Raw genomic sequence first — 26,094 nt, 5'->3', positions numbered from 1 at the left:
AGAAAGAATGTTTTTTCAGTGAATAGATCAATGTTAATGACGGAGCTAGACGCCCCGTCGATAAATTCAGGCGTGGTTGAAACCGCTTGCTTCCGCTTCGGTCAGAGGGTGGGTAACGGGATGCTGGTTGAAATAGTCAAGAGCACGCTTGATATCGTTGAGCAACAGGCAGGCAAGGTCATAGCTTACCCCGTGTCGTACAAGAATACGCTGAATCACCAGATCTTCGCGTTGTGCCGGCATCGAGTACGCCGGAACTTGCCAGCCGCGAGACAGAAGCTTGTCGGCCAGATCGTAGAGGGTATAACCACCAATATTCGCACCCTTTTTGAGGCTCCAGGCCAGAGCAGGAATACCTTTATTGCTGTCACCATCAAACAGGATCTCAAACGGACCTAATTTACCAATCTCTTCAGCCAGGAACTGAGCCGTGTCGTAACAGGCCCGGTGCACTTTCGTGTAGCCTTCACGGCCCAGACGCAGGAAATTATAGTACTGCGCCACAATCTGCCCGCCGGGACGGGAAAAGTTAAGGGCAAAAGTAGGCATGTTGCCGCCCAGATAGTTCACATTAAAGATGAGTTCTTCAGGCAGGTCAGCCGCTTCGCGCCAGATGACCCACCCAGCCCCGAGTGGTGCGAGGCCAAACTTATGGCCAGAGGCGTTAATCGATTTAACGCGAGGTAAGCGAAAATCCCACTCCAGCGCCGGCGCGCAGAACGGTGCCAGAAATCCTCCGCTTGCTCCGTCGACGTGCATGGGAATATCCAGCCCCGTCTCGTTTTGCAGCTTATCAAGCGCATCACTGACGGCTTTTACCGGTTCGTACTGGCAGGTAAACGTCACGCCAAGAGTTGGCATCACTCCAATGGTATTTTCATCCACACGCTTGAGCGCCTCTTCCGGCGTCATGATCAGGCGATCGCCTTCCAGGGGAATTTCCCGTAGCTCGACGTCAAAATAGCGGGCAAATTTATGCCAGCAGATTTGCACCGGGCCGCATACCAGATTCGGTTTATCCGTTGCAAGCCCCTGCATTTCGCGCTTTTTTCTCCATCTCCATTTCAGCGCCAGCCCGCCCAGCATTGCTGCTTCCGATGAGCCAATCGTCGAACAGCCTAACGTGGTTGCCGGGGAGGGAGCATGCCAGAGATCGGCAAGCATTCTGACGCAGCGCGCTTCAATTTCGGCAGTCTGGGGATATTCGTCCTTATCAATCATGTTTTTTTCAATGGAGAGATCCATTAATTCGCGAATTTCATCATCGACCCACGTCTGGCAAAACGTCGCCAGATTTTGCCTGGAATTGCCGTCGAGCATGAGTTCATCGCGTATAGCGTTAAATACATGGCGGGCGTTGTGTTCATTGTCAGGAAAATCCGAGGTCGGTAATGCTTTTGCTAAATCGATTGAAGCGTATACGTCATCGTCAATATTATATTGCTTTATATTTTCCATGTTATTTGCCTTGTAGGTTATGAATTTATATTACATGTCGCCCCTCGATTGATAGAGCAATAAAGGAGGGGGCTGACACATTTCATAAATGTTACTCGGCAGCGATCTTAATCCGATCAAAAAAGCAATTATATAAGAGGGGTCGGTAATTAATGTATGCTCAAGACTACATTCGTAAGCTTTCCCTTATCACTGTCCCCCATCATTCGATAAGAAAGTCTTAATAGCTGCGTTCAGCTCGTTCAGGCGCTGCTCCAGGCTATGCAATTGGGATTCAATCTTAGCGGGATCGGCAGCAATTGCTAAAGCATTCTCCAGCTGTTCTGCCTGGTCGTGAATTGCCCCTGCGCCTATTAGCTGGGCGGTTCCGTTAATTCGATGGACGCTGTACCTGGCCTGCTGCCAGTTCCTCGCGAGCATTGCCGAGCGGGCATGAACAATATCCTTTTCATTTTCACTGCAAGACTGTTCGAGCATCTGTCTTATAAGGGCGGTATCGTTTAAGGCCAGGGCGTAAACAGTTTCCATGTCGATCAGGTTGCTCAGCTCCTGTTCTGCCGAAGGCTTTTTGAGATTACCCAGTGCTTTTTGCAACTGCTTTAAATGCACCGGCTTAAACAGACACGCATTCATGCCGCTGCGTAAACACCGCTCTTTTTCACTGGGCAGTGCATTGGCAGTCAGCCCCCAGATAATCAGCGTTTGATTTACCTCACGAACCCGCTGCGTAAGCGTTATGCCGTCCATAAGCGGCATATTGATATCAGTAATCATGAGATCGCAGGTGTATGAGTTGATCAAGTTCAGAGCTTCAATGCCATCTTTTGCCTCCATCACCTCGTAACCGATCGCTATCAGCTGGCGTTTTAGCAAAAGTCGGTTGGTGGCATGATCGTCCACTATCAGGATGCGGAGATTTTTGGGTAACTCCTCCACGCTGTCGGTCAATACGGAAACGCCCGCAATGAGCTCTGAAATGCGGGTAGTGAGGGTCACCGTTACAATTGTTCCCACCCCCGGCAGGCTGGTCAGGTGCATATCTCCGCCGGAGAGCTGCGTCAGTTCCCGTGATATCACCAGCCCCAGACCTGACCCGGTGTGCAGCTTTCCGCTGCTGGCCTGACTGAAGGGTTTGTATAGCATTTTTTGCTCCTGCTCAGAAATACCGACTCCGCTGTCCTGAACGCGTAAAGTCAGCTGCGCGTGCCCATCCTCCATCATGCGCACGTCGGCAAAAATCTGCACCCCGCCTTCGGTGGTGAACTTGATAGCATTGCTGATGAGGTTGCTCAGGATCTGCTTAATAGCCTGCGGATCCAGCCAGAGCGCTTTCTCTTCCGGCAGGCGATAATGGCCGCTCAGGTGAAGTTTTTTCTGAATGGCCAGCCCTTCAAAGTTCCTGAGCGTAGAACCAATAAGCGCCTTGATATCGATCCATTCGGGTTTAAGTTCTAATTTGCCCGATTCAATTTTTTCCATATCCAGAACTTCGCCAATTAAACCAATCAGCGACTGGGCGGTGGACCAGGCTAACTTAATAGACTCCTCATTCTCTTTCGGCGACTGGTTACCGGATGATATTAATTCCAGGAAGCCCATAATAGCGCTGACCGGCGTGCGGATCTCATGGCTCATACTGGCCAGAAAACTACTTTTCGCCTGGCTTGCACGGATGGCCTTGTCCTTTTCCGCCTGTAATGCCTGCATGAGCTGGCGTGATTCAGTGATGTCTTGCCAGCCGCAAAGAAGTTGAGGCGGCCGGGATGCAGGCAGACGACATAGCGTCATCCAGTGTAAAACCAATCGCTCTTCTTTACCGTTATGCAGCACAGTTTGATGTGGAATAACCCGATCTGGGGTTAGGCCTTGCTCAACTTCGTGTTGAATTTGCGGAAAAATATGGGCCAGAGGATGACGACGATCGAACATCGAGAGCCGCATATTGTCATGCAGTTCGGGACTAAAAAAGGAGGCAAAGGCGTGATTATAGCTATCCAGCTCGCCTTGTGCAGTCATGACATATACCGGAACAGGAATAGCATTAAACAGGGTTTTGCGCAGCGTTAGCTGATACTCCAGGGCGGCCTCAGAGGCCTTTCGCCTGCGCACAGCGTTTAATAAATAGGCACCCCACATCAGACAAATAAGGACCAGTAACGTGGCCAGCCCCACCACCCAATAGAAGGGCCGACTATAGAGATTCCAGGTCTCAATCTGCACATTTGGCATGCTGGTCCATTTACCGGCAATATCAAGTACCTCTTTAGCTGGAATATCATCCAGCGCTTTGTTAATGATGCTCTGAAGCTCTGGCTCCCCACGAGGAAGGGCGAAGCTAATTTGTGCCGGCGGCTCCTCGGGAATGTGTGAGAAGTCTAATTTCCCGGAATAGTAATGATCGATGAGGTACCGGCCGGTGAGCTGCGTCGTGATGGCGGCATCCACTTTCCCTTGCGCCACAAGACTCAGTGCTACGCAGGTGTTTGCTACATCAAGCCATTCAATTCCGGGATACCGCCTTCTTAGCTTTTCCGAAAGGGTGTGGTACACGGGAATAGCGACCTTCATACCCGGTTTTAATGCGACTGGACCCTGCGCATCCGAGCGCATCACAATTACAAAAGGGGTGGAGATAAAGGGGTGAGAAAACGCGATTTCATCTGCCCGTTCGGGGCTATAGGTTGCAGAAGGAACAATGTCCCACGCTCCCTTACGCATGATGTGTGCCATCTCCTTGTTAGAGTTAGCTATTACCGGCTCAAAAGTGAGGCCCGTTTGCAGATGGATCAAATTCATGATGTCGCCGACGATACCCCTGATCTCGTTATTGCTGTCGATCAGGCTAAGGGGGGCATAGTAGGGATTGACGAGCACACGCAAGCGTTGGTGTTTCTCCAGCCAACGTTTTTCCTGAGGCGTTAAATCCAGCGGGCGGGTTAAAAATGTCAAACTGCCCATCTCAACCCAGGACTGAGCAATCTGATTATGCAGCGGTTCGTTCAGTGAATGGATAAAGGAATTGATAATTTTAATCAGCTTTCTTTGATTATCCGCGGCCAGAAACCGATTGCTGTTTTGCGGGCTTTGCCAGAAGCGAGTCATCTCCAGAAGATGATTAAAATCCCGCGAGATGATAAAACTGGATATAATGTTATTGCCGATATAATAATCGCTGCGCATTTTCACTACCGACTCTAACGCCTGATAAACCGTTGGATAAGAGACAATAATGGCGTGCGGGAACGATCGTTTAATGAAATCTTCAGTGGGATAATGCTGCGTTATCGCAATCGTGACCCGTTGGTCACTGCTGTGCAGGGGGTTCATCATCTCAGTTTGACGGCTCACCAGGGCAGGATAGCCTTTTACCAGCGGCAGCGAGGCGACCAGGGATGGCTCAGTAATATCGGCCTCATCCGGGTCAGTCAACACCAGATCAACCTTACCGCCCCGCAGCGCCTCTACGGCGCTTTGGCGGTCAGGGTAACATTTAAGCGTGAGCGCAACGCCGAGTGCGTTTTTCATTAATTGCAGATAATCAGCGTTCATGCCCCGATACCGTCCGGTGATATCGCTGGTACTTAATGGCGCTTTTTCCGGCCCGTAAATGGCAATGCTGATTGAACGCTTGCGTACCAGCCATAGCGAGTCCTCATCATTTAACGGTACCGGCGGAACAATAATGTCGTTATTACTGAACAGCTTTAGCGAGACAGGAGCTGCGCTCGCCGAATAAACGGAGGCGAATAAGTAACATAGCGTTAATAAAAGGTATGCCAGTTTACACCGCATGCTTCTATCCAATTTTATTGCGGCTGGCAAAAGAAAAGAGCTCCATCAGTGAATGACATCCCAATTTTTCCATAAAGCGTTTTTTATAGGTGCTAACCGTTTTGTTGCTGATATGCATGTCGGAAGCAATCTGCATATTATCTGCACCATTTAAGATGGCACGCATTACCTTTATCTCCTGGCTTGAAAGGGATAGCAACATTTCTTGTTCATTAGATATGTTGCCGACGAACCCGTTCAGTGAAAAGGGAAAATAACTGTAGCCACTCTGCGCGGCATGAATGGCATAAAGAATATTGGCCATTCCCTCTTTTTTACTTATAAATCCGTTAGCGCCAGCTTCAGCACTGCGTTTCCCATAGAAAAAATCGTTCTTGGCTGATACCACAATTATACTTTTGGTAAATTGCATTTTACGTAACTTCTCAACCACTTCAATGCCGCTGATTAAGGGTATATCTACGTCAATAATCACAATGTCCGGATGGAGTTGGTTGATCTTGCGTAAGGCCTCAACCCCGTCTCCCGCTTCCGCAAGAATGTTAATGCCGTCATTTTCCAGTACATTACGAATTGCTAAACGCGCCAATGGATGATCATCGATGATAACGGCCTTGAGATTAAGATGTTCATTCATTATGGGTTCCTCACATGATCAATCACGCACTGACGTAAATTGGCCGTGTCAATTTGCCTATTAAGTGTTCTGTAATAAAGTGAGTTTATCCTCCGGATCCTATTATTTATCTAAACAGGATTTTTATATTCCGAATTATTTTCCCTTCTGGATGACAAGTGTAGGACCTGGCTGGCACCAATTTCCGATGCGTCTGCTGTTCTTTACCATGACCCTATTTTATTATCATCATCATTGGCTATGCCAAAATGCGAGTCAATTCTATGTTTTATATGACTTAAGAAAACACACTGCCTCAAAAAATATTTTCGCCTGACCGAATTGCGAAAGTTAATTACACCAATGTGTAAATTGCATTACATTATTTATCTCTCATATTTACAAATAATGAGAAAGGGTTTTTGATATGAATGCTCCCCAACAGGAAAAAAACATCATAACGTTGCGTCAAAAGACACGAAAGAAAATGATGTTTATTTTCTGCTCAGTTTTCATCATAGCAGCAGTTGCCTCAGGCTGTTGGTTATATCTTTTTCGCGCTGTCCAGTCGACTGATGATGCTTATATTATGGGTAACAACATAGCTATCTCATCGCAGGTTGCAGGCAGCGTCATAAGTGTTCATTACAAGGAAACCGATCGAGTACTTAAAGGGGATGTTCTCGTTACGCTGGACGATACCGATGCCCGAATTAATTACCGGAAAGCGATACACAACCTTGCAGATAGCGTCAGGAAAATCAAGCAGCTCTATATTAACGACGATCAATATGCCGCAGCCGTTCGCAAGAGCACCATTGTTTACCAGCAAACGTTAGCTGATTTTCAGCGTCGAAAAAGCCTGGCCGGCGTGGCGGCGATTTCTAAAGAAGAGTTGCAGCACGCCAGGAATGCGGTTATCGAAAGCGAAGCTGCCCTGGACGTCGCCAGAGAAGCATTGCGCAGCAACCATGCTTTGGTAGCGGGCACTGTGCTGGAAAAACATCACGAAATTTTGCAGGCTGCCGACAGCGTGAGGGAGGCGTGGATTTCCCTCCAGAGAACCCGGGTACTTAGCCCGGTGACGGGCTACGTTGCTCAGCGCAATGTGCAGGTTGGCGAAACGCTCACCAGAGGTCAGTCGGTGTTGTCGGTGGTTCCTGCTGACGACATGTGGGTAGAGGCTAACTTTAAAGAAACGCAGCTGAGCGGCATCAAAATTGGACAAGACGTGTCGGTTGTCACCGATTTGTATGGCAGTAAAGTTGTGTTTAACGGCAAGGTGGAAGGCATAAGCATGGGGACCGGGAGCGCCTTTTCCATACTCCCCGCGCAAAACGCCACCGGTAACTGGATCAAGGTGGTACAGCGTCTTCCCGTACGCATCAGACTCGATCCTCAGCAAGTTAACGCGCATCCATTGCGCATCGGCTTATCAGCGACAGTTACACTGCACGAAACGCAAATTGGCGGAGAGTCTCTGGCAACCGCTCAGCGTATATCGCCAGCCTGGCATAGTGATGCCCTGGTGATTGATACCACGAGCATTGATAACGAGATCCTTGCAATCCTCCACGCCAACGCAAGGTGACCTATGAAAAACACAACAGCGCTGGAGCCTCTGAAGGGTGTCCGATTACTGCTGGTGACGCTTTCGCTTTCAATGGCCACCTTTATGCAGATGCTGGATTCCACAATCTCGAATGTCGCTATTCCCACTATTTCGGGTTTTCTGGGCGCTTCAACGGATGAAGGTACCTGGGTCATCACCTCGTTTGGGGTGGCAAATGCCATTTCAATTCCTGTTACCGGTCGTCTTGCCCAGCGTTTTGGCGAATGCCGGCTATTTTTATTTTCCGTGGCTTTATTCGCTCTTTGCTCTTTGTGTTGCGGGCTTTCAACCAAACTGGAAATGTTGATATGCTTCAGGGTGATGCAGGGGCTGGTTGCTGGCCCACTGATCCCGTTGTCGCAAAGTTTGCTCCTGCGTAATTATCCGCCAAACAAACGCAACCTGGCGTTAGCTATGTGGTCCATGACGGTAATTATTGCACCGATATTCGGGCCGATTATCGGAGGATATATATGCGAAAACTACGATTGGGGTTGGATATTTTTAATCAACGTGCCTGTTGGCGGGATTGTTCTGTCATTAACGGCTTATCTTCTCAAGGGCAGAGAAACGCCAACGACGACGGTGAAGATAAACTTGGTTGCCCTGAGCTTCCTTACGCTTGGCGTTGGCAGCCTGCAAATTATGCTGGATAAAGGGAAAGATCTCGACTGGTTCAATTCGAACATAATCATTATATTAACAACTATGGCTGTGTTCGGTATCGGTCTGCTGATTATCTGGGAAGCGAATAATGATAACCCGATAATAGATCTCAGCCTGTTCAGATCGCGAAACTTCTCCATCGGTATGATTTGCATTGCCAGCGCGTATTTAATCTATGCGGGAGCCATCGTCCTGATGCCCCAGTTGCTGCAAATCGTCTTCAACTACACGTCAATATACGCTGGCCTTGCCTATGCCCCTATCGGGATCATGCCGCTAATCATCGCCCCGCTAATTGGCCGATATGGCGCGAATATAGACATGCGCGTGTTAGTTACCTGTAGCTTTATGGTTTATGCGATCTGTTACTATTGGCGTACTCTCACTTTCAATCCTGAACTGGATTTCTTTTGGGTTGTGATGCCGCAATTTATCCAGGGCATTGCCGTGGCCTGCTTTTTCTTACCACTTACGACGATTTCGTTATCAGGTTTGTCACCCGAAAAATTTGCCTCGGCGACCAGCCTGAGTAATTTTTTCCGCACTCTGTCGGGGTCAATAGGCACCAGCATAACTATGACGCTATGGAGTCGACGAGAGTCGTTCCATCATGCCCACCTGACGGAAACGATCAATGCTTATAACCCCTTCAGAATTACGCTTTATGAAAAATTACATAGTCTGGGTATCGATCAACGTCAGGCGGAGGTATATATCAATGACATAACTACCTCGCAAAGTTTGTTGATGGCTGCCAACGATATTTTTTATCTTTCTGCGATCGTATTTCTGGGATTAACGCTTTTAGTCTGGCTGGCTAAGCCGCCTTTCAATACCGCCAGGCCACACGATAGCTAAAGGTCTGACAGTTGTAAGACGCAGATGATTAACGCGCACCGCTAATCCTATAGATAAAACGCTTCTATCGCTATTAGAATCTTATTTAAGGTTAAATGGTTAACATTCATCAAGGGAGTCGACATGCTGCTAATTAACAGCTCAAATATAAAAAATTTGAGCATGAATTTATTTTTAAAATACAGAAGAATGACGCTAATAATGGGTGGGGTATTCTTTATTTGCAGTGTTGCTTGCTTGCTATTTCCCTTTTACGCAGGTCTTGCGCTTGGTAACTTAACAGGGGCTATATTCATAGCCTGCGGCATTTATATGCTAATCAGTTTAGGTTCCGTTAAAAGATGTACTTTTGTCTCGACATTATCTGTTTTTATTTTTAGTCTTATTTATATATTGTTAGGATATAAAATTATTATCAATCCCGTAATGGGAGTGAATATCCTCTCATTACTGTTTTGCTTCCTGTTCATTGTTGGCGGCCTGTGCCGCATAACCGCAGGGATTAAAGACAGGAACATGGCAGGTCGCTACTGGTTTATATTCATTGGATTACTGGATTTAGCGATAGCCTATATATGGTTAAGTGCGAGTTCACATGCCAACTTCTCTATTACCACAATGGTCATTGGTCTCGAGCTTCTTTTCTGCGCATGGTTTTCGCTGATAACGTCATTTGCGTTAAAAAATGTGTCTGGCGAATTCAGCCGCGCACAATAACGGGTTTACATACACTCTTGTCTCACTATTAATGAGGATATCATAATGAAATACTTCACTAAGGCTATTTTAGGTTCCATGTCTGCATTATGCCTGTGCAATGTGGCATTCGCCAACAGCACGCCATCGCTCGGTGAATCCACTCCAGAAAACATGACCTGTCATGAATATGTCGATCTTAATCCGCGAGCGATGACTCCCGTAGCATTTTGGGTCGTTAACAAAGATACTGATTATAAAGGCGGAGATTTTGTTGACTGGAATGAAGTGGAAACCATCTCGGTTCCGCTGCTGTTGAAGATTTGTGACGAGCAGCCTAAAAGCAAAATAACCCAGTGGATAGATAAGCTGAAGTAAGGAATTCCGGGCTGACGAAGCATGTCAGCTGGCCCAGCGAGTACTCTGCGCACGCTGGGCCAGAATGTATTTCTAACGGGTAAAAAAATCCACGCGATGCGTGGATTTTTAAATGGGGAAGGGGACTTAGACGTTGAACAGGAAGTTCATCACGTCGCCATCTTTAACGATGTAGTCTTTACCTTCTGCACGCATTTTGCCGGCCTCTTTCGCGCCCTGCTCACCTTTGTAGGTGATGAAGTCTTCGAACGCGATGGTTTGCGCACGGATGAAGCCTTTCTCGAAGTCGGTATGGATTTTACCTGCCGCCTGAGGCGCGGTCGCCCCTACCGGGATGGTCCACGCACGCACTTCTTTCACGCCAGCGGTGAAGTAGGTTTGCAGATTCAGCAGCTCATAGCCCGCGCGGATCACGCGGTTCAGGCCAGGCTCTTCCAGACCCAGCTCGGCCATGAACTCTTCACGGTCTGCGTCGTCCAGCTCGGCGATGTCAGATTCAACGGCAGCACATACCGCAACCACCACAGAGCCTTCCGCCGCTGCGATTTCACGCACTTTGTCGAGGTACGGGTTATTTTCAAAACCGTCTTCGTTTACGTTCGCGATATACATGGTTGGTTTCAGCGTCAGGAAGCTCAGGTATTTGATCGCCGCTTTATCTTCTTCGGTCAGGTTTTTCAGCGCGCGCAGCATGCCCGCGTTTTCGAGCTGCGGCAGACATTTTTCCAGCGCGGCCAGCTCGGCTTTTGCATCTTTGTCGCCGCCTTTGGCGCGTTTCTGCACGCGATGAATGGCGCGCTCGCAGGTGTCGAGGTCAGACAGGGCCAGCTCGGTGTTGATGACGTCGATATCGTCAGCCGGATCCACTTTGTTGTTAACGTGGATGATGTTGTCGTTTTCAAAGCAACGCACAACGTGGCCGATCGCTTCGGTTTCACGAATATTGGTCAGGAACTGGTTGCCCAGGCCTTCACCTTTGGATGCGCCTTTTACCAGTCCCGCGATGTCCACGAACTCCATGGTGGTCGGCAGGATGCGCTGTGGCTTCACGATTTCAGCCAGCTGGTCCAGACGAGGATCGGGCATCGGTACGACGCCGGTGTTGGGTTCGATGGTACAGAACGGGAAGTTTGCTGCTTCGATGCCCGCTTTGGTCAGCGCGTTAAACAGGGTGGATTTGCCAACGTTAGGCAGACCAACGATACCGCATTTGAATCCCATTTCTAAATCACCTTAATATCTTGATTATCAATCCGTTAGCATTAACCGATTGAAGAAAAGTAAATAACTACGCCTATTATACACGTAACCCGGATGCCGCGCGGCAAAAAAGCCGTTACGTGCTGATTATTGCGCTTTGAAAGCGTGCAGGCGATTTGTCGCCTTCGTTAAACCGTCTTTGAGCCAGATTTCGGTGCAACTCGCCGCTTCGTCTACGGCTTCGTCTATCAGTTTCTGCTCAGAAACCGGGGGCTTACCCAGCACAAAACCGACAACTTTGTTTTTATCGCCCGGATGGCCGATTCCCACGCGCAAACGGTGGAAATTCGGGTTATTCCCCAGCTTGCTGATGATGTCCTTCAGGCCGTTATGACCGCCGTGACCGCCGCCCAGTTTGAATTTTGCCACGCCCGGCGGCAGATCGAGCTCATCGTGGGCGACGAGGATCTCGTCAGGGTTAATACGATAAAACGTCGCCATCGCGGCGACGGCTTTGCCGCTCAGGTTCATAAAGGTGGTCGGCACCAGCAGGCGCACGTCGGCACCGGCCAGGTTAATACGTGAGGTATAGCCGTAAAACTTAGGTTCTTCACGCAGGGGAGCACGTAACCGTTCGGCCAGCAGATCGACATACCAGGCGCCCGCGTTGTGGCGCGTTGCGGCATATTCAGCGCCCGGGTTGGCAAGACCGACAATCAGTTTAATCGTCACGTTTTCATTCCTAATGGGTTCCAGATCTGGCGCGTAGTTTACTGTCTGGCGAGCCGGTTGACAAAATTCTGCGACAACTACCGCGAAAGCGGAATAATTCCCGCCCTGAACCATTAGAATTTCAAGCGCTTCAGTTGCTTATTTGTAAACTTTTGTACGAACGGTGGCCATTATTGTGATCGCCCGCGCAACTCACAAAAGCACCGTTGTCTATACTTTACACACAAGGATTAGGGGCTTTTCCCCTGCGACCCAAAGTTCCGGAGGTGATATATGAAACGCAAAAACGCTTCGATACTCGGTAACGTGCTTATGGGGTTGGGACTGTTTGTGATGGTGGGCGGTGTCGGTTATTCCATTTTAAACCAGTTGCCTCAACTTGACCTCCCACAGTACTTCGCGCACGGCGCGGTGTTAAGTATCTTCCTCGGGGCCGTTTTGTGGCTCGCCGGGGCGCGCGTAAGCGGCCATGAGCAGGTTAGCGACAGATACTGGTGGGTACGCCACTACGACAAACGTTGCCGCCGGGATCAGCATAAACACGGCTAACAGCGTGACGGTTACAGAGAAACGGCTCTTTTCAGAGCCGTTTTTTTTTCGCCGGTTACAGGTCAGCTAACGCCGCCTCCCGATTAGGATAAAACGCGAGGCGACCCGGAATAGGCTGCACGCCCGCTCGCGCCATGGTGCGCAGCGGCTGAAACTCAAGATTACTCACCCGCAGCTCGCAGCCTTCCGGCAGGCGCTTCACGAAACGCTGGAAGGCATCCAGACCGCCCGCATCCAGCACCGGCACCGCATCCCACTTCAGCACCACGATCCGTTTCCCTGCGATGCGCGACTCCAGAGCGGTGAACAACCCTTCGGCGGCGGCAAAGAACAGCGGGCCGATTACGCGCAGCACCAGCACGTCGTCGGGGGTGTCGACATTGACCGGGGCAAGGCGGGTCATCCGCGCAATGCGGCGCATAAACAGCAGCGAGGCCAGCACGATCCCGACGCTGATGGCGATCACCATATCGAACAGCACGGTGAGCGACATGCAGATCAGCATCACGATGATGTCGTCTTTTGGCGCTTTTCGCAGCAGATACACCACCTTATGCGCTTCGCTCATATTCCACGCCACCATCAGCAGCAGGGCCGCCATGGCGGAGAGCGGCAGCCAGGAGAGCAGCGGGGCGAGGATCAGCAGGGCGAGGATCACCAGCAGCGCGTGGACCACGGCAGAAATCGGTGACGTTGCCCCCGCGCGGACGTTCGCCGCAGAGCGGGCAATCGCAGCCGTTGCGGTAATACCGCCGAAGAACGGCGCGACGATATTACCCAGCCCTTGACCAATTAGCTCGTTGTTGGCCTTATGCTTCGTGCCGGTCATGCCGTCGAGCACCACGGCGCAGAGCAGGGACTCAATCGCCCCCAGCATCGCCATTGAGAATGCCGCAGGCAGCAGCGCCTGAAGCGAATCCCAGCTCAGGGTGAAGTTAGAACCAGGCAGCTCCCACGGCAGCACCAGCTGGGGTAAAAGCTGTGGAATGCCGCTGCCCTGCGACCCGTCGGCCAGCACGTAGTGGAACTGGGAGCCGATGGTCGCCACGCTGCCGCCCATCAGGTTTACGATCCCCATCACCGCACAGCCCAACAGCAGCGCGGGCAGATGGCCCGGCAGGCGAATGCCTAAACGCGGCCAGAGGATCAGCGTACCGAGCGTGACAATCCCGATAGCCGCGTCGCCGACGTTAGCGGTAGGCAGCGCCATAAACAGCGCGCCCACTTTTTGCAGATAATGTTCCGGCACGTGGGGCATTTGCAGGCCGAGAAAATCTTTAATCTGCATCGTCCCGATGGTGATACCAATCCCGGAAGTGAACCCCAGCGTCACGGAAAGGGGGATATATTCAATCAGCCGACCAAAACGGGCCAGCCCGAACAGAATCAAAAAGACGCCGGACATCAGGGTGGCAACCAGCAGCCCTGCCAGGCCAAACTGCTGAGAAACGGGGTAGAGGATCACCACAAAGGCAGCGGTCGGGCCGGACACGCTGAAGCGCGAGCCGCCGGTCAGGGCAATGACAATCCCCGCCACCGCAGAGGTATAAAGGCCATACTGCGGCGCAACGCCGCTGCCAATCGCCAGCGCCATCGCCAGCGGAATGGCGATAATGCCGACGGTTATTCCGGCGATAACGTCACGCAGGAAGCGCGACGAGGTGTATTTCTCTTTCCAGCAGGCGTCGATGAGGGCGCGAAAGGGCAGAACTTGTGAGAGGTTTAGGTTTTTCACAATAATCTATCATCCGTGTGCGCATCATCTGTCATGTGAATGGCAGGTGATAACTTAATAAATCATACAAATAAGCATCAGAGACAAAAAAACCCGCCGCAGCGGGTTTTTTGGCCGTGTTCGATTAGTGTTCGAACATTGCAGAGATAGATTCTTCGTTGCTGATACGACGAATCGCTTCGGCCAGCATCCCGGACAGGGTCAAAGTACGCACGTTTGGCAGCGCTTTGATTTCATCACTCAGTGGGATGGTATCGCAAACCACAACTTCGTCGATAACGGAGTTGCGGAGATTATTTACCGCATTACCGGAGAAGATCGGGTGAGTCGCGTAAGCAAACACGCGCTTGGCACCGCGCTCTTTCAGCGCTTCAGCAGCTTTACACAGGGTGCCGCCGGTATCGATCATGTCGTCAACCAGCACGCAGTCACGGCCAGCCACGTCACCGATGATGTGCATCACCTGTGAAACGTTAGCGCGTGGACGACGCTTGTCGATGATAGCCATGTCGGTATCGTTCAGCAGTTTTGCAATTGCACGAGCACGAACCACGCCGCCGATGTCCGGAGACACCACGATTGGGTTATCCAGATTCAGTTGCAGCATGTCTTCCAGCAGGATTGGGCTGCCGAATACGTTATCAACCGGAACGTCGAAGAAGCCCTGGATCTGCTCAGCGTGCAGGTCAACGGTCAGCACGCGGTCAACGCCGACGCTTGACAGGAAATCTGCAACAACTTTTGCGGTGATAGGAACACGCGCGGAACGCACGCGACGGTCCTGACGGGCATAGCCAAAGTAAGGGATTACAGCGGTGATACGGCCTGCGGAAGCGCGACGCAGAGCATCGACCATAACAACCAATTCCATCAGGTTGTCGTTCGTTGGAGCACAGGTGGACTGGATGATGAAAATATCACCACCGCGTACATTTTCATTGATTTGTACGCTGACTTCGCCGTCGCTAAAGCGACCTACAGCGGCGTCGCCGAGGGAAGTGTACAGGCGGTTGGCAATACGTTGTGCTAGTTCCGGGGTGGCGTTACCAGCAAAAAGCTTCATATCAGGCACGAGAAGAACCTCAGGCATGCGTCCAGTGGTGGATAGCGTTTGCCGCAAACTGCGGGGCCTAAGCAAATGCTATCCAGGCGGTGTATTAAAGAGCGCGATGCAACGTCTGGAACAGGGTGACGTTGTCACCGAAACTCAGTCTGCGCCAGAATGGCGTGCTGTAGGGGGGACGTGTTCATCCCTCGCGCTACAAAACCATGCAGCCAAACCGGCGCTTGCTCAAGCACCTGACGAGCGGCGGATTCGGTGTCAAATTCAGCAAAAACACAGGCTCCTGTGCCAGTCAGGCGCGACGGCGCGTATTCTAACAGCCAGGAAAGCACCGCATCAACCTCGCGAAAACGTTTTCTTGCGATATCCTCGCAATCGTTGCTGAATTCACAATTTAATAACGTTTCTATTGACCGCACCGGGGTATTTCTTTTCAGGTCAGGATCTTTAAAGATGACCGGGGTCGGAATGCTGACGCCCGGATGGGCGACCAGGTACCATTTTTCCGGCGGCTCGACCGGCGAGAGGATCTCCCCAACGCCCTCCGCAAACGCGGCGTGACCGCGCACAAACACCGGCACGTCTGCCCCGAGCGATAAGCCCAGCGCCGCCAGTTCATCCTTCGACAGCCCGCAGCCCCACAGGTGGTTCAGCGCAACCAGCACGGTGGCCGCGTTAGACGATCCGCCGCCCAGACCGCCGCCCATCGGCAGGCGTTTATCGATGCTGATGTCAGCGCCGCTTCCGGCGGGGAGCCGTCCGCTGTCGGAAGCGGCCTTCATCAGCAAACGCGCGGCGCGAACGATCAGGTTATCTTCCTGCTCGACGCCCTCAACGGGCGTAAGCAGGTGAATCTGACCGTCACTACGCGGTTCTATCGACATCGTGTCGCCGTAATCAAGGAACTGAAACAGCGTTTGCAGGGTGTGATAGCCGTCAGCACGCTGCCCGGTGATGTATAAAAACAGGTTCAGTTTTGCCGGAGAGGGCCATTGGGTCATCATTTAACGATCCAGTTGTCCATTTTCAGCTTGATGCGCTGGCTGCCCTGGGTGAGTTCCATGTTGGAAGGCAGCGACGGCTTGCTGCTGCTGTCGTAGCCGTTGTAGACCACTTTCCAGGTTTTGCCGTTCTGGGCGTAGCTTACCTGGCTCAGGCGGTACTGGTCGTCAAGGGTGTAGTCGGTGGCATCGCCCGGCAGGCCGAGGATCCACTGGCGCAGGCTGTTCAGCGGGATAGGCATTCCGGTCAGTTTGCCAATCATCTCTTCCGCGTCGGTAGCCGTGTAGTGTTTCCCTTTATTATCGGTGATCTGCGCTTCGCCCGGTTTGGCGATAAGCTCCAGCTCGGTGCTGCCCAGCGGGTTCAGCAGCAGCAGGCGATAGTTATCCTGACCCGTTTGCTGCCAGAAGAAGCGCGCATAAACTTTTTGTTCGTCGGAGAGGTAAGCAAACGCGCCGCGGGTCTGGTACTGGCTTAAATTACGGACGTCCTGCTGGTGCTGACGCCACTGCGGTGAATCAGGGCTTTTGCCCGGGCCTTTTGGCTGGGTGACGGTACATGCGGTCAGAACCAGGGCTGCCAGCGGCAGCAGGCGAATCAGTCGGGTCATAATGAGGACAAATCCTTGAGATACGTTAGAGTTATAGTGGTTAATGCTAGCGTCGATGCTTGCCAGCGTCTACGTTCAAATTATCTCAAAGCGAACCGACTGTCGTGATTACTTCATGCCGCCAACGCATATTTAGCGTGAAGTATGACGGAGATAAGCTATTACTCCGAAAGGGGCTGTCTCTTTTATTGATCTCGCGCATCCTGTATGATGCGTCCTGCTAACCTTATTAACGCTGGTACTACTCCCGCTCACATGACCCTTTTAGCACTCGGTATTAACCACAAAACGGCCCCGGTTTCACTGCGAGAACGCGTTACGTTTTCGCCGGACAAGCTCGACCTGGCGCTGGATAGCCTGCTTGCACAGCCGATGGTGCAGGGCGGAGTGGTGCTGTCGACGTGCAACCGTACCGAACTTTACCTGAGCGTCGAAGAGCAGGATAACCTGCACGAAGCGCTGATCCGCTGGTTATGCGACTACCACAATCTGAACGAAGAAGAGCTGCGTAAAAGCCTCTACTGGCATCAGGACAACGATGCGGTCAGCCACCTGATGCGCGTCGCCAGCGGCCTCGATTCGCTGGTGCTCGGCGAACCGCAAATTCTCGGTCAGGTGAAAAAAGCCTTCGCGGATTCCCACAAAGGCCATCTTAAGGCCAGCGAGCTGGAGCGCATGTTCCAGAAATCCTTCTCCGTGGCAAAGCGTGTGCGAACCGAAACCGACATTGGTGCCAGTGCGGTTTCGGTTGCGTTCGCGGCCTGTACCCTTGCTCGTCAAATCTTTGAATCCTTAGCCACCGTTACGGTGCTGCTGGTCGGTGCGGGTGAAACCATCGAGCTTGTGGCGCGCCATCTGCGCGAGCACAAGGTGAAGAAGATGATTATCGCCAACCGTACCCGCGAGCGTGCGCAGGTGCTGGCAGACGAAGTGGGTGCAGAGGTGATTGCGCTCAGCGACATCGATGAACGCCTGAAAGAGGCGGATATCATTATCAGCTCTACCGCCAGCCCGCTGCCGATTATCGGCAAAGGGATGGTAGAGCGCGCATTAAAATCCCGCCGTAATCAGCCGATGCTGCTGGTGGATATCGCCGTTCCGCGCGATGTCGAGCCGGAAGTGGGCAAACTGGCCAACGCCTATCTCTACAGCGTGGACGATCTGCAAAGCATCATTTCGCACAACCTTGCGCAGCGTAAAGCGGCGGCGGTTCAGGCTGAAACGATTGTCGAGCAGGAAACCAGCGAGTTTATGGCCTGGCTGCGCGCGCAAAGCGTCAGCGAGACCATCCGCGAGTATCGCGGACAGGCAGAGCAGGTGCGTGATGACCTGACTGCCAAAGCGTTGGCGGCCCTTGAACAGGGTGGCGACGCACAGGCAATTATGCAGGATCTGGCCTGGAAACTGACCAATCGCCTGATCCATGCACCAACCAAATCTCTTCAACAGGCAGCCCGAAACGGCGATGATGAACGCCTGACTATTCTGCGCAACAGCCTCGGGCTGGAATAGCGCCCTACACCCATTTTCTATTACAAGGTGCACTTACGCCTATGAAGCCTTCTATCGTCGCTAAACTGGAAGCTCTGCACGAGCGCCATGAAGAAGTCCAGGCGCTGCTCGGCGATGCCGGGACCATTGCAGACCAGGAACGTTTTCGCGCGCTGTCGCGTGAATATGCGCAGCTCAGTGATGTCTCTAAATGCTTTACCGACTGGCGACAGGTCCAGGAGGATATCGAAACCGCGCAGATGATGCTCGACGACCCTGAAATGCGCGAAATGGCGCAGGAAGAGTTGCAGGATGCCAAAGCGCGTTCCGAAGAGATGGAGCAACAGCTCCAGGTGCTGCTGCTGCCAAAAGATCCGGACGATGAACGCAACGCCTTTGTGGAAGTGCGCGCCGGCACCGGCGGCGACGAGGCCGCGCTGTTCGCGGGCGATCTGTTCCGCATGTACAGCCGCTACGCCGAATCGCGCCGCTGGCGTGTCGAAATCATGAGCGCCAACGAGGGCGAGCACGGTGGTTTCAAAGAAGTCATTGCCAAGATCAGCGGCGACGGCGTTTATGGCCGTCTGAAGTTTGAGTCCGGCGGCCATCGCGTGCAGCGCGTTCCGGCAACCGAATCTCAGGGCCGTATCCACACCTCCGCCTGTACGGTGGCGGTGATGCCTGAACTGCCTGAAGCCGAACTGCCGGACATCAACCCGGCGGATCTGCGTATTGATACCTTCCGCTCCTCGGGCGCGGGCGGTCAGCACGTTAACACCACCGACTCCGCTATCCGTATTACCCACCTGCCAACCGGCATTGTGGTGGAGTGTCAGGACGAACGTTCGCAGCACAAAAACAAAGCCAAAGCGCTTTCGGTGCTGGGCGCGCGTATTCGCGCCGCCGAAGTGGCGAAGCGTCAGCAGGCGGAAGCCTCTACCCGCCGCAACCTGCTGGGCAGCGGCGATCGCAGCGACCGTAACCGTACCTATAACTTCCCGCAGGGCCGTGTAACCGATCACCGCATCAACCTTACTCTGTACCGTCTGGACGAGGCGATGGAAGGCAAGCTCGATATGCTGATTGAGCCGATCGTGCAGGAATACCAGGCCGACCAGCTGGCGGCGCTGTCCGAGCAGGAATAATGGATTTTCAGCACTGGTTACGCCATGCCGCCGGAGAACTTTCGGCAAGCGAAAGCCCCAGGCGCGACGCCGAAATTCTGCTGGGATTTGTCACGGGCAAAAGCCGTACCTTCCTGCTGGCCTTCGGCGAAACGCCGCTGAGCCAGGCGCAGGAGCATCAGCTCGCGGAATTGCTCTCTCGACGTAAAACCGGCGAGCCGGTGGCGCATCTGGTGGGCGAGCGCGAGTTCTGGTCGCTGCCGCTGTATGTCTCTGCTGCCACGCTTATTCCGCGCCCGGACACCGAGTGTCTGGTGGAGCAGGCCCTGGCGCGGCTGCCTGCGAACGGCTGTTCAATACTCGATTTAGGCACCGGCACCGGGGCGATTGCCCTGGCGCTGGCGAGCGAGCGACCGGATTGCCAGGTCACGGCGGTGGATCTAATGCCCGATGCCGTGGCTCTGGCGCAGCGTAACCTGGCGCGTCTTGGTTTTGATAACGTCACCGTGCTGCAAAGCAGCTGGTTCGATGCGCTCGAACAGCGCACCTTCGGGATGATCGTCAGCAATCCGCCCTACATCGACGAGCGCGATCCGCACCTGGCACAGGGCGACGTGCGTTTCGAGCCGCTGACGGCGCTGGTGGCCGCCAACGAAGGCCTGGCAGATCTTGAGCATATCGTGACAGTGTCACGTCAGCATTTAGAGCCGAACGGCTGGCTGCTGGTGGAGCACGGCTGGACGCAGGGCGAAGCGGTTCGCGCGCTGTTTACCGCCGCCGGCTATCACGCGGTGGAAACCTGTCGTGACTACGGCGATAACGAGCGCCTGACGCTGGGCCAGTGGCGATGAGTCTGTTTAGCGTGTTGCTGTGGGTGCATCTGATTTCCGTTGCCCTGACAATCGGATTTTTCATCATCCGTTACTGGTGGCGCTATCACAATAATCCGTTGATTGACGCCCGCTGGGTGCGCGTTGCGCCGCACTGCATTGATACGCTGCTGTTCCTTTCCGGGGCAGGATTGATGTGGAAGACCGGCTATCTGCCATTTACTGATAAAGGCACATGGCTGACTGAAAAGCTGTTTGGCGTTATCATCTACATCGTTTTGGGTTTTATCGCGCTTGGACGTCGTCGTCCGCGCAGCCAGCAGACCGGTTTTATCGCCTTTCTGCTGGGTCTGGTGGTGCTGTACATCATCATTAAACTCGCCACCACTAGAATACCGTTACTGGGGTAAGTATGAGGTCCTTAGCCGATTTCGAATTTAATAAAGTGCCGCTTTGCGATGGGATGGTACTGATTTCGGAGATGATCCGTGACGATTTTTCGTCGCAGTACGTCTACGATGAGCTGGAAAGCCTGGTCAGCCTGGCGCGAGAAGAGATCAATATGGCGCGCGAACAGGACTGGCAGTTAGAAAAGCTGGTTGAGCTTTTCTACGGCGAATGGGGCTTTTGCGATACGCGCGGCGTGTACCGCCTTTCTGACGCACTCTGGCTGGATCAGGTTTTAAAAAATCGTCAGGGCAGCGCGGTGGCGCTGGGGGCGATTTTGCTGTGGATTGCGCACCGTCTGGATATTCCGCTGGTGCCCGTCATTTTCCCGACGCAGATGATCCTGCGCGCTGAGTGGCTCGACGGCGAAATGTGGTTAATCAACCCGTTCAACGGCGACACGCTGGATGAGCACACGCTGGACGTGTGGCTCAAAGGCAACATCAGCCCGGTTGCCGAGCTGTTCAATGAAGATCTGGACGAAGCCGATAACGCGGAGGTGATCCGCAAGCTGCTGGATACGCTGAAAGCGGCGCTGATGGAAGAGCGGCAGATGGAGCTGGCCCTGCGCGCCAGTGAAGTGTTACTGCAATTTAATCCGGAAGATCCTTACGAAATTCGCGACCGTGGCCTTATCTATGCGCAGCTCGACTGTGAGCACGTGGCGCTGAACGATTTAAGCTATTTCGTTGAGCAGTGCCCGGAAGATCCGATTAGCGAAATGATCCGCGCGCAGATTAACGCGATCGCGCATAAACAAATTACACTGCATTAATCTTTCCGATTCACACCTGAATAAGGCGATCCTATGAAACAAAAAGTGGTTAGCATTGGTGATATCAACGTGGCAAACGACCTGCCGTTCGTACTGTTTGGCGGTATGAACGTGCTGGAGTCCCGCGATCTCGCTATGCGTATCTGTGAGCACTACGTGACCGTCACCCAGAAGCTGGGGATCCCGTACGTGTTTAAAGCCTCTTTTGATAAAGCCAACCGCTCCTCTATTAACTCTTACCGTGGCCCGGGCCTGGAAGAGGGGATGAAAATTTTCCAGGAGCTGAAGCAGACCTTTGGCGTGAAAGTGATCACCGACGTGCACGAAGCCTCTCAGGCGCAGCCTGTGGCGGACGTGGTTGACGTTATCCAGCTTCCGGCGTTCCTGGCTCGCCAGACCGACCTGGTGGCCGCAATGGCGAAAACCGGTGCCGTTATCAACGTGAAAAAACCGCAGTTCGTGAGCCCAGGCCAGATGGGCAATATCGTCGATAAGTTTATCGAAGGCGGTAACGACAAGGTTATCCTGTGCGACCGTGGCGCGAACTTCGGTTATGACAACCTGGTTGTGGACATGCTGGGCTTCAGCGTGATGAAAAACGTGTCTAACCAGTCTCCGGTTATCTTCGACGTGACCCACGCGCTGCAATGCCGTGACCCGTTCGGCGCGGCCTCTGGCGGTCGTCGTGCGCAGGTTACCGAACTGGCGCGTGCGGGTATGGCGACCGGTCTGGCCGGCCTGTTTATCGAAGCGCACCCGGATCCGGCAAACGCGAAATGCGACGGCCCGTCCGCGCTGCCGCTGGACAAGCTGGAGCCGTTCCTGAAGCAGATCAAAGCTATCGACGATCTGGTGAAGAGCTTCGACGAGCTGGATACCAGCAACTAAGCACGATGTGTTTCTCAAAACCCGCTTCGGCGGGTTTTTTTACGCCTGTAGAGCCAGATCAGAGGTCAAACGTCCCTTGCAGGGTAATAACGCTGTGACCGCCGACACGGACAATGGGCGTACCGGATGAGGCATCGTAGCCAGAATGCAGCACGCTTGCCCGCCCCATATCGACGCCCTGGCTGACTCGCAAATCCAGATTTGAAACATTGTTCAGCTGGGCCAGAAGCGCCGTGACGGCTGCGGTTGCGCTGCCCGTGGCCGGATCTTCCGTCATTCTTGGCGTGAACATACGCGCATGCAGATCGCACTGCCGGGTGGGATCGGTTTCCCTGGTGTAGGCGTAAACAGAGACCGCGCCGTCAAGCGGCAAAACCGCACGGAAGCCCTGTAGGTTGGGAACACAGCGGCGGAGTGCCTCCCGGGAAGCGAGTTCAACGACCAGAAAAGGCAAGCCAACAGAGGCGACAACGGGCAGGTGATTGTCGGTTTGAATATCTTCACCGTGCAATGACAAACACGCAGCGACTTTTTCAGGAGAGACTTCGGAGCGGCATGATAACGCTTCAGGAACCTGAATCTCTGCACCCGTCACATCTCCCTTTTCCTGAAGAAGCCTGACGGGAACCTGTCCTGCGATCTCTTCGAAGACCAGGGTGTCGGGAAGCAAATGCCCGTTTGTCGTGGCTAAACGGGCCAGCACAAACGCGGTGCCGACGTTTGGATGCCCGGCGAAGGGGATTTCACGCGTTGGGGTGAAAATGCGAACCTGCGCGGTATTTTTATCGTCCTGAGGAGGGAGTACGAAGGTGGTTTCACTGTAGCCAAATTCGGCGGCGATCTGCTGCATTTGCCCGGCGTGTAATCCTTCGGCATCTAACACCACCGCGACGGGGTTGCCAAGAAAAGGGGTGTCGGTAAAAACATCGGCGACTGCATAGCGTCTTTTCATCGTTATTCCTTGAGTTAACGACCTCAAAAATTAACGGTTTTTTCTCCATGACGCATATGAAATTTTTGCACGTTTAAGCAGGCTTTTTCTGAAGGGCGGTGTGAGGGAGAGCCCTCACACCGAAATTGAATCAGGCAAAGATAGTCATCAGATAGGCAATGAACAGCGCCATGTGCGCGGCACCGTTAAGCACGTTTGTGCGTCCGGTGGAGAAAGAGATCTGACACAGCAGCAGAGAAGCTACCATCACAATCATTTCTGGCGCACCCAGCGCAAACTGCAACTCGTTACCCGTCATAAAGGCAATAAGCGTCACTACCGGCACGGTCAGGGAGATGGTTGCCAGCACCGAGCCGAAGAACAGATTCATGGCGCGCTGCACCTGATTGTTCAGCACCGCTTTCAGGGCACCCAGGCCTTCCGGCGACAGGATCAGCAGCGCCACCAGGAAACCGGTAAATGCGACGGGCGCGTTCAGCTCTGTGAGCAGCGTTTCCAGCGGGTTTGCGTTCATTTTAGTGACCGCGATAACCGCAATCAGATGCACGATCAGCCAAATAGTATGCCAGATGCTGCTGTGCGCTGACGGCTTGCCGTGGTGCGGGTCGTCGTCGTCGCCTTCATCTTCATGCTCATAAACAAACAGGCTCTGGTGCGTTTTGGTCTGGATCAGCAGGAACACGCCGTACATCGCGGCAGAAATTAACGCCACCAGCAGCGCCTGGCCGGTGGTGAAGTTCGCACCCGGCAGCGCCATCGGGAAGACCAGCACGATAATGGCCAGCGGGAACAGGGCAATCAGATACTGTTTAATGCCGAAAAGATTCATGTACTGAGTGGCGAATTTACGTCCGCCCAGCAGCAGTGAAAAGCCCACCAGGCCGCCGGTCACAATCATGATGATGGAGTAGAGCGTATCGCGCATCAGCGTTGGCGCGGCGTCACCGGTTGCCATCAGCGCGGAGATCAGGCTGACCTCAAGAATAACCACCGACAGGCTTAAGATTAACGAACCGTACGGCTCACCCAGACGGTGTGCCAGCACGTCTGCATGGCGAACAACGCTAAAGGCGCTGCTTAAAATGCCCACAAGGGCGAGGATGTTGATACCAATGACCACTGGCATTGACTGACTGCTTCCCCAGAAGAGCAGCACTGCCAGTGCAAGGACCGGGAAAATGAGAGATGTCTCCTTGTGGCGGGTCTTAACCGCCTCATGTGCTGTTGTCATGTGTTTCTCCATAAATGCAGGTGCTTGTAATTATAGATAGAATTTTCAGGCCATTAAACTAACAGATCCTGGTTAAATACCCATGAATGTTTACTTAATTTTACTGTTTGCGATAAATTTCGTTTGTAATGCGTATAAAAGGCTTATATCCATAATTAATGCATATATTACATTGGGTTAATTTAAAGATTCTGGAAGATATCAAAACATACTGGCGCCGTCCGGCATCCTCAACCACACTTAACTGTTTAGCAAAAAGAGAGGTTAGCCATGCCCTACAAAACGAAACAGGAGTTACCCGACAGCGTCCAGCACGTCTTGCCCGCCCACGCGCAGGATATCTATAAAGAAGCCTTTAACAGCGCCTGGGATCAGTACAAAGATAAGGACGATCGCCGGGACGATGCCAGCCGTGAAGAAACCGCCCATAAGGTGGCCTGGGCAGCAGTAAAACATGACTATGAGAAAGGCGACGACGATAAATGGCATAAAAAGAAATAGTGCTGAAATCATTAGCTGCCTTGATTTTGACTTTTCAGGCGGTTCAACTTCCGACGTATTGCAACTGGCCCGTGAATTGCTTATCGTTGTTCAATTGTTTGCAAAATGAGCAGTCAGGCTATGCCGGGAAGGGGCAATAAAGTTGTCGCAGGGAAGCACGCAGTGGCGGAGGTAGAAAGTGTTAACGCGTGATTTCTTAATGAAGGCAGATTGTAAAACGGCATTTGGTGCTATTGAGGAATCGCTTCTCTGGTCGGCTGAACAACGTGCGGCGTCGCTTGCGGCCACGCTCGCCTGCCGCCCGGATGATGGCCCGGTATGGATCTTTGGCTACGGTTCTCTGATGTGGAACCCGGCGCTCGAATTTGTTGAATCAGCAACGGGCACCCTCCCTGGCTGGCATCGCGCATTTTGTCTGCGCCTGACCGCCGGGCGGGGCAGCGCGTGTCAGCCGGGTCGTATGCTTGCACTAAAAGAGGGCGGGCGCACCACCGGGGTGGCCTATCGGCTCCCGGATGCCACGCTTCAGGACGAGCTAACGCTGCTGTGGAAGCGCGAAATGATCACCGGCTGCTACATGCCGACCTGGTGCAAGCTGGAACTCGACGACGGCCGTACCGTTAACGCGCTGGTATTTATTATGGATCCGCGCCATCCGCTGTATGAAGCCGACACCCGTACCCAGGTGATTGCGCCGTTAATCGCGGCGGCAAGCGGCCCGCTTGGCACCAACGCCCAGTATCTCTTCTCCCTTGACCAGGAGCTGACGCGCCTCGGCATGAAGGATGACTGTCTTAACGAGCTGGTGACGAAGGTGAAAGCGCTGCTGGAAGGGAATCTGCGGACTAACCCGCTGCGCACGGGCTTTGCCTGAGAAAACGCCCGGTT

General features: G+C 52.9%; 24 protein-coding genes. 13 read left to right on the top strand and 11 right to left on the bottom strand.

What is annotated here, in order from left to right:
- Positions 1–66 precede the first annotated feature (66 nt).
- From ACSVHP_RS05230 to evgA, 3 genes are all read right to left on the bottom strand, one after another.
- Positions 67–1,458, bottom strand: a complete 1,392-nt coding sequence (locus ACSVHP_RS05230) for a glutamate decarboxylase (protein WP_447551185.1) — start codon at positions 1,456–1,458, stop codon at positions 67–69.
- A 189-nt stretch (positions 1,459–1,647) separates the two neighbouring features.
- On the bottom strand, positions 1,648–5,250 hold the full coding sequence (locus tag ACSVHP_RS05225; protein ID WP_447551184.1) for a response regulator: 3,603 nt from the start codon (positions 5,248–5,250) through the stop codon (positions 1,648–1,650).
- A 4-nt stretch (positions 5,251–5,254) separates the two neighbouring features.
- Positions 5,255–5,887, bottom strand: coding sequence for an acid-sensing system DNA-binding response regulator EvgA (gene evgA / locus ACSVHP_RS05220; protein ID WP_447551183.1), 633 nt, complete (start codon positions 5,885–5,887; stop codon positions 5,255–5,257).
- 406 nt (positions 5,888–6,293) lie between these two features.
- Here evgA and ACSVHP_RS05215 point away from each other — a divergent pair, with 406 nt between their 5' ends.
- The 4 genes from ACSVHP_RS05215 (at position 6,294) to ACSVHP_RS05200 (ending at position 10,076) form a co-directional block, all read left to right on the top strand.
- Entirely contained in the window at positions 6,294–7,457 is a 1,164-nt protein-coding gene (locus tag ACSVHP_RS05215; RefSeq protein WP_447551182.1) for an HlyD family secretion protein, read from the top strand.
- 3 nt (positions 7,458–7,460) lie between these two features.
- Positions 7,461–9,002 carry a DHA2 family efflux MFS transporter permease subunit gene (locus ACSVHP_RS05210; protein ID WP_447551181.1) on the top strand — a complete coding sequence of 514 codons (1,542 nt, stop codon included), beginning with the start codon at positions 7,461–7,463 and terminating at the stop codon, positions 9,000–9,002.
- A 123-nt stretch (positions 9,003–9,125) separates the two neighbouring features.
- Positions 9,126–9,719 (top strand): DUF308 domain-containing protein, encoded by a 594-nt coding sequence (locus ACSVHP_RS05205; RefSeq protein WP_447551180.1) that lies wholly within the window; start codon positions 9,126–9,128, stop codon positions 9,717–9,719.
- A gap of 45 nt (positions 9,720–9,764) precedes the next feature.
- Entirely contained in the window at positions 9,765–10,076 is a 312-nt protein-coding gene (locus ACSVHP_RS05200; RefSeq protein ID WP_447551179.1) for an HdeA/HdeB family chaperone, read from the top strand.
- Positions 10,077–10,202: 126 nt separating this feature from the next.
- Here the strand turns inward: ACSVHP_RS05200 and ychF are convergent, their stop codons facing one another.
- Positions 10,203–11,297, bottom strand: coding sequence for a redox-regulated ATPase YchF (ychF, locus tag ACSVHP_RS05195; RefSeq protein ID WP_234674538.1), 1,095 nt, complete (start codon positions 11,295–11,297; stop codon positions 10,203–10,205).
- A 126-nt stretch (positions 11,298–11,423) separates the two neighbouring features.
- The gene (gene pth / locus ACSVHP_RS05190) at positions 11,424–12,008 is read right to left on the bottom strand and encodes an aminoacyl-tRNA hydrolase (protein ID WP_447551178.1); all 585 of its coding nucleotides are present in this window, start codon (positions 12,006–12,008) and stop codon (positions 11,424–11,426) included.
- 273 nt (positions 12,009–12,281) lie between these two features.
- On the opposite strand from pth, the gene ychH reads away from it, so the two are divergent.
- Complete coding sequence (gene ychH, locus ACSVHP_RS05185; protein WP_234674537.1) at positions 12,282–12,557, top strand: stress-induced protein YchH; 276 nt, start codon at positions 12,282–12,284, stop codon at positions 12,555–12,557.
- Between the two features lie 55 nt (positions 12,558–12,612).
- On the opposite strand, the gene dauA is transcribed toward ychH, so the two are convergent.
- From dauA to lolB, 4 genes are all read right to left on the bottom strand, one after another.
- On the bottom strand, positions 12,613–14,292 hold the full coding sequence (dauA, locus tag ACSVHP_RS05180; protein ID WP_447551177.1) for a C4-dicarboxylic acid transporter DauA: 1,680 nt from the start codon (positions 14,290–14,292) through the stop codon (positions 12,613–12,615).
- Positions 14,293–14,416: 124 nt separating this feature from the next.
- Entirely contained in the window at positions 14,417–15,364 is a 948-nt protein-coding gene (gene prs, locus ACSVHP_RS05175) for a ribose-phosphate diphosphokinase (RefSeq protein WP_003856663.1), read from the bottom strand.
- A gap of 125 nt (positions 15,365–15,489) precedes the next feature.
- The gene (gene ispE / locus ACSVHP_RS05170; RefSeq protein WP_447551176.1) at positions 15,490–16,359 is read right to left on the bottom strand and encodes a 4-(cytidine 5'-diphospho)-2-C-methyl-D-erythritol kinase; all 870 of its coding nucleotides are present in this window, start codon (positions 16,357–16,359) and stop codon (positions 15,490–15,492) included.
- Positions 16,356–16,967, bottom strand: a complete 612-nt coding sequence (gene lolB, locus ACSVHP_RS05165) for a lipoprotein insertase outer membrane protein LolB (RefSeq protein ID WP_234674534.1) — start codon at positions 16,965–16,967, stop codon at positions 16,356–16,358. The genes ispE and lolB overlap by 4 nt, the downstream gene beginning before the upstream one ends.
- A gap of 255 nt (positions 16,968–17,222) precedes the next feature.
- Between lolB and hemA the strand changes: the two genes are divergently transcribed.
- Genes hemA through kdsA form a run of 6 tightly spaced genes read left to right on the top strand, consistent with a single transcriptional unit; the run spans position 17,223 to position 22,522 of the window.
- Positions 17,223–18,479, top strand: coding sequence for a glutamyl-tRNA reductase (gene hemA, locus ACSVHP_RS05160; protein ID WP_447551175.1), 1,257 nt, complete (start codon positions 17,223–17,225; stop codon positions 18,477–18,479).
- Positions 18,480–18,520: 41 nt separating this feature from the next.
- A complete protein-coding gene (gene prfA, locus ACSVHP_RS05155; RefSeq protein ID WP_234674532.1) occupies positions 18,521–19,603 on the top strand; it encodes a peptide chain release factor 1 in 1,083 nt (360 codons plus the stop codon).
- The gene (gene prmC / locus ACSVHP_RS05150) at positions 19,603–20,433 is read left to right on the top strand and encodes a peptide chain release factor N(5)-glutamine methyltransferase (RefSeq protein WP_234674531.1); all 831 of its coding nucleotides are present in this window, start codon (positions 19,603–19,605) and stop codon (positions 20,431–20,433) included. The genes prfA and prmC overlap by 1 nt, the downstream gene beginning before the upstream one ends.
- Positions 20,430–20,822: an invasion regulator SirB2 gene (gene sirB2, locus ACSVHP_RS05145; RefSeq protein WP_447551174.1), complete on the top strand. Its 393-nt coding sequence runs from the start codon at positions 20,430–20,432 to the stop codon at positions 20,820–20,822. The genes prmC and sirB2 overlap by 4 nt, the downstream gene beginning before the upstream one ends.
- Positions 20,823–20,824: 2 nt before the next feature.
- Positions 20,825–21,634: an invasion regulator SirB1 gene (gene sirB1 / locus ACSVHP_RS05140; protein WP_234674529.1), complete on the top strand. Its 810-nt coding sequence runs from the start codon at positions 20,825–20,827 to the stop codon at positions 21,632–21,634.
- A 33-nt stretch (positions 21,635–21,667) separates the two neighbouring features.
- On the top strand, positions 21,668–22,522 hold the full coding sequence (kdsA, locus tag ACSVHP_RS05135; protein ID WP_006175888.1) for a 3-deoxy-8-phosphooctulonate synthase: 855 nt from the start codon (positions 21,668–21,670) through the stop codon (positions 22,520–22,522).
- 58 nt (positions 22,523–22,580) lie between these two features.
- On the opposite strand, the gene ACSVHP_RS05130 is transcribed toward kdsA, so the two are convergent.
- Positions 22,581–23,474 carry a PhzF family phenazine biosynthesis protein gene (locus ACSVHP_RS05130; RefSeq protein ID WP_447551173.1) on the bottom strand — a complete coding sequence of 298 codons (894 nt, stop codon included), beginning with the start codon at positions 23,472–23,474 and terminating at the stop codon, positions 22,581–22,583.
- Positions 23,475–23,604: 130 nt separating this feature from the next.
- The gene (chaA, locus tag ACSVHP_RS05125) at positions 23,605–24,705 is read right to left on the bottom strand and encodes a sodium-potassium/proton antiporter ChaA (protein WP_234674527.1); all 1,101 of its coding nucleotides are present in this window, start codon (positions 24,703–24,705) and stop codon (positions 23,605–23,607) included.
- 270 nt (positions 24,706–24,975) lie between these two features.
- On the opposite strand from chaA, the gene chaB reads away from it, so the two are divergent.
- Both chaB and ACSVHP_RS05115 read left to right on the top strand, forming a co-directional pair.
- Entirely contained in the window at positions 24,976–25,206 is a 231-nt protein-coding gene (gene chaB, locus ACSVHP_RS05120; RefSeq protein WP_234674526.1) for a putative cation transport regulator ChaB, read from the top strand.
- Between the two features lie 178 nt (positions 25,207–25,384).
- Positions 25,385–26,080 (top strand): gamma-glutamylcyclotransferase, encoded by a 696-nt coding sequence (locus tag ACSVHP_RS05115; protein ID WP_447551172.1) that lies wholly within the window; start codon positions 25,385–25,387, stop codon positions 26,078–26,080.
- Positions 26,081–26,094: the final 14 nt, after the last annotated feature.

The organism is Enterobacter sp. 186315 (genome assembly GCF_053290175.1).
The sequence above is the reverse complement of the archived record's forward strand: the minus strand, read 5'-3'. Positions and strand labels throughout refer to the sequence as shown.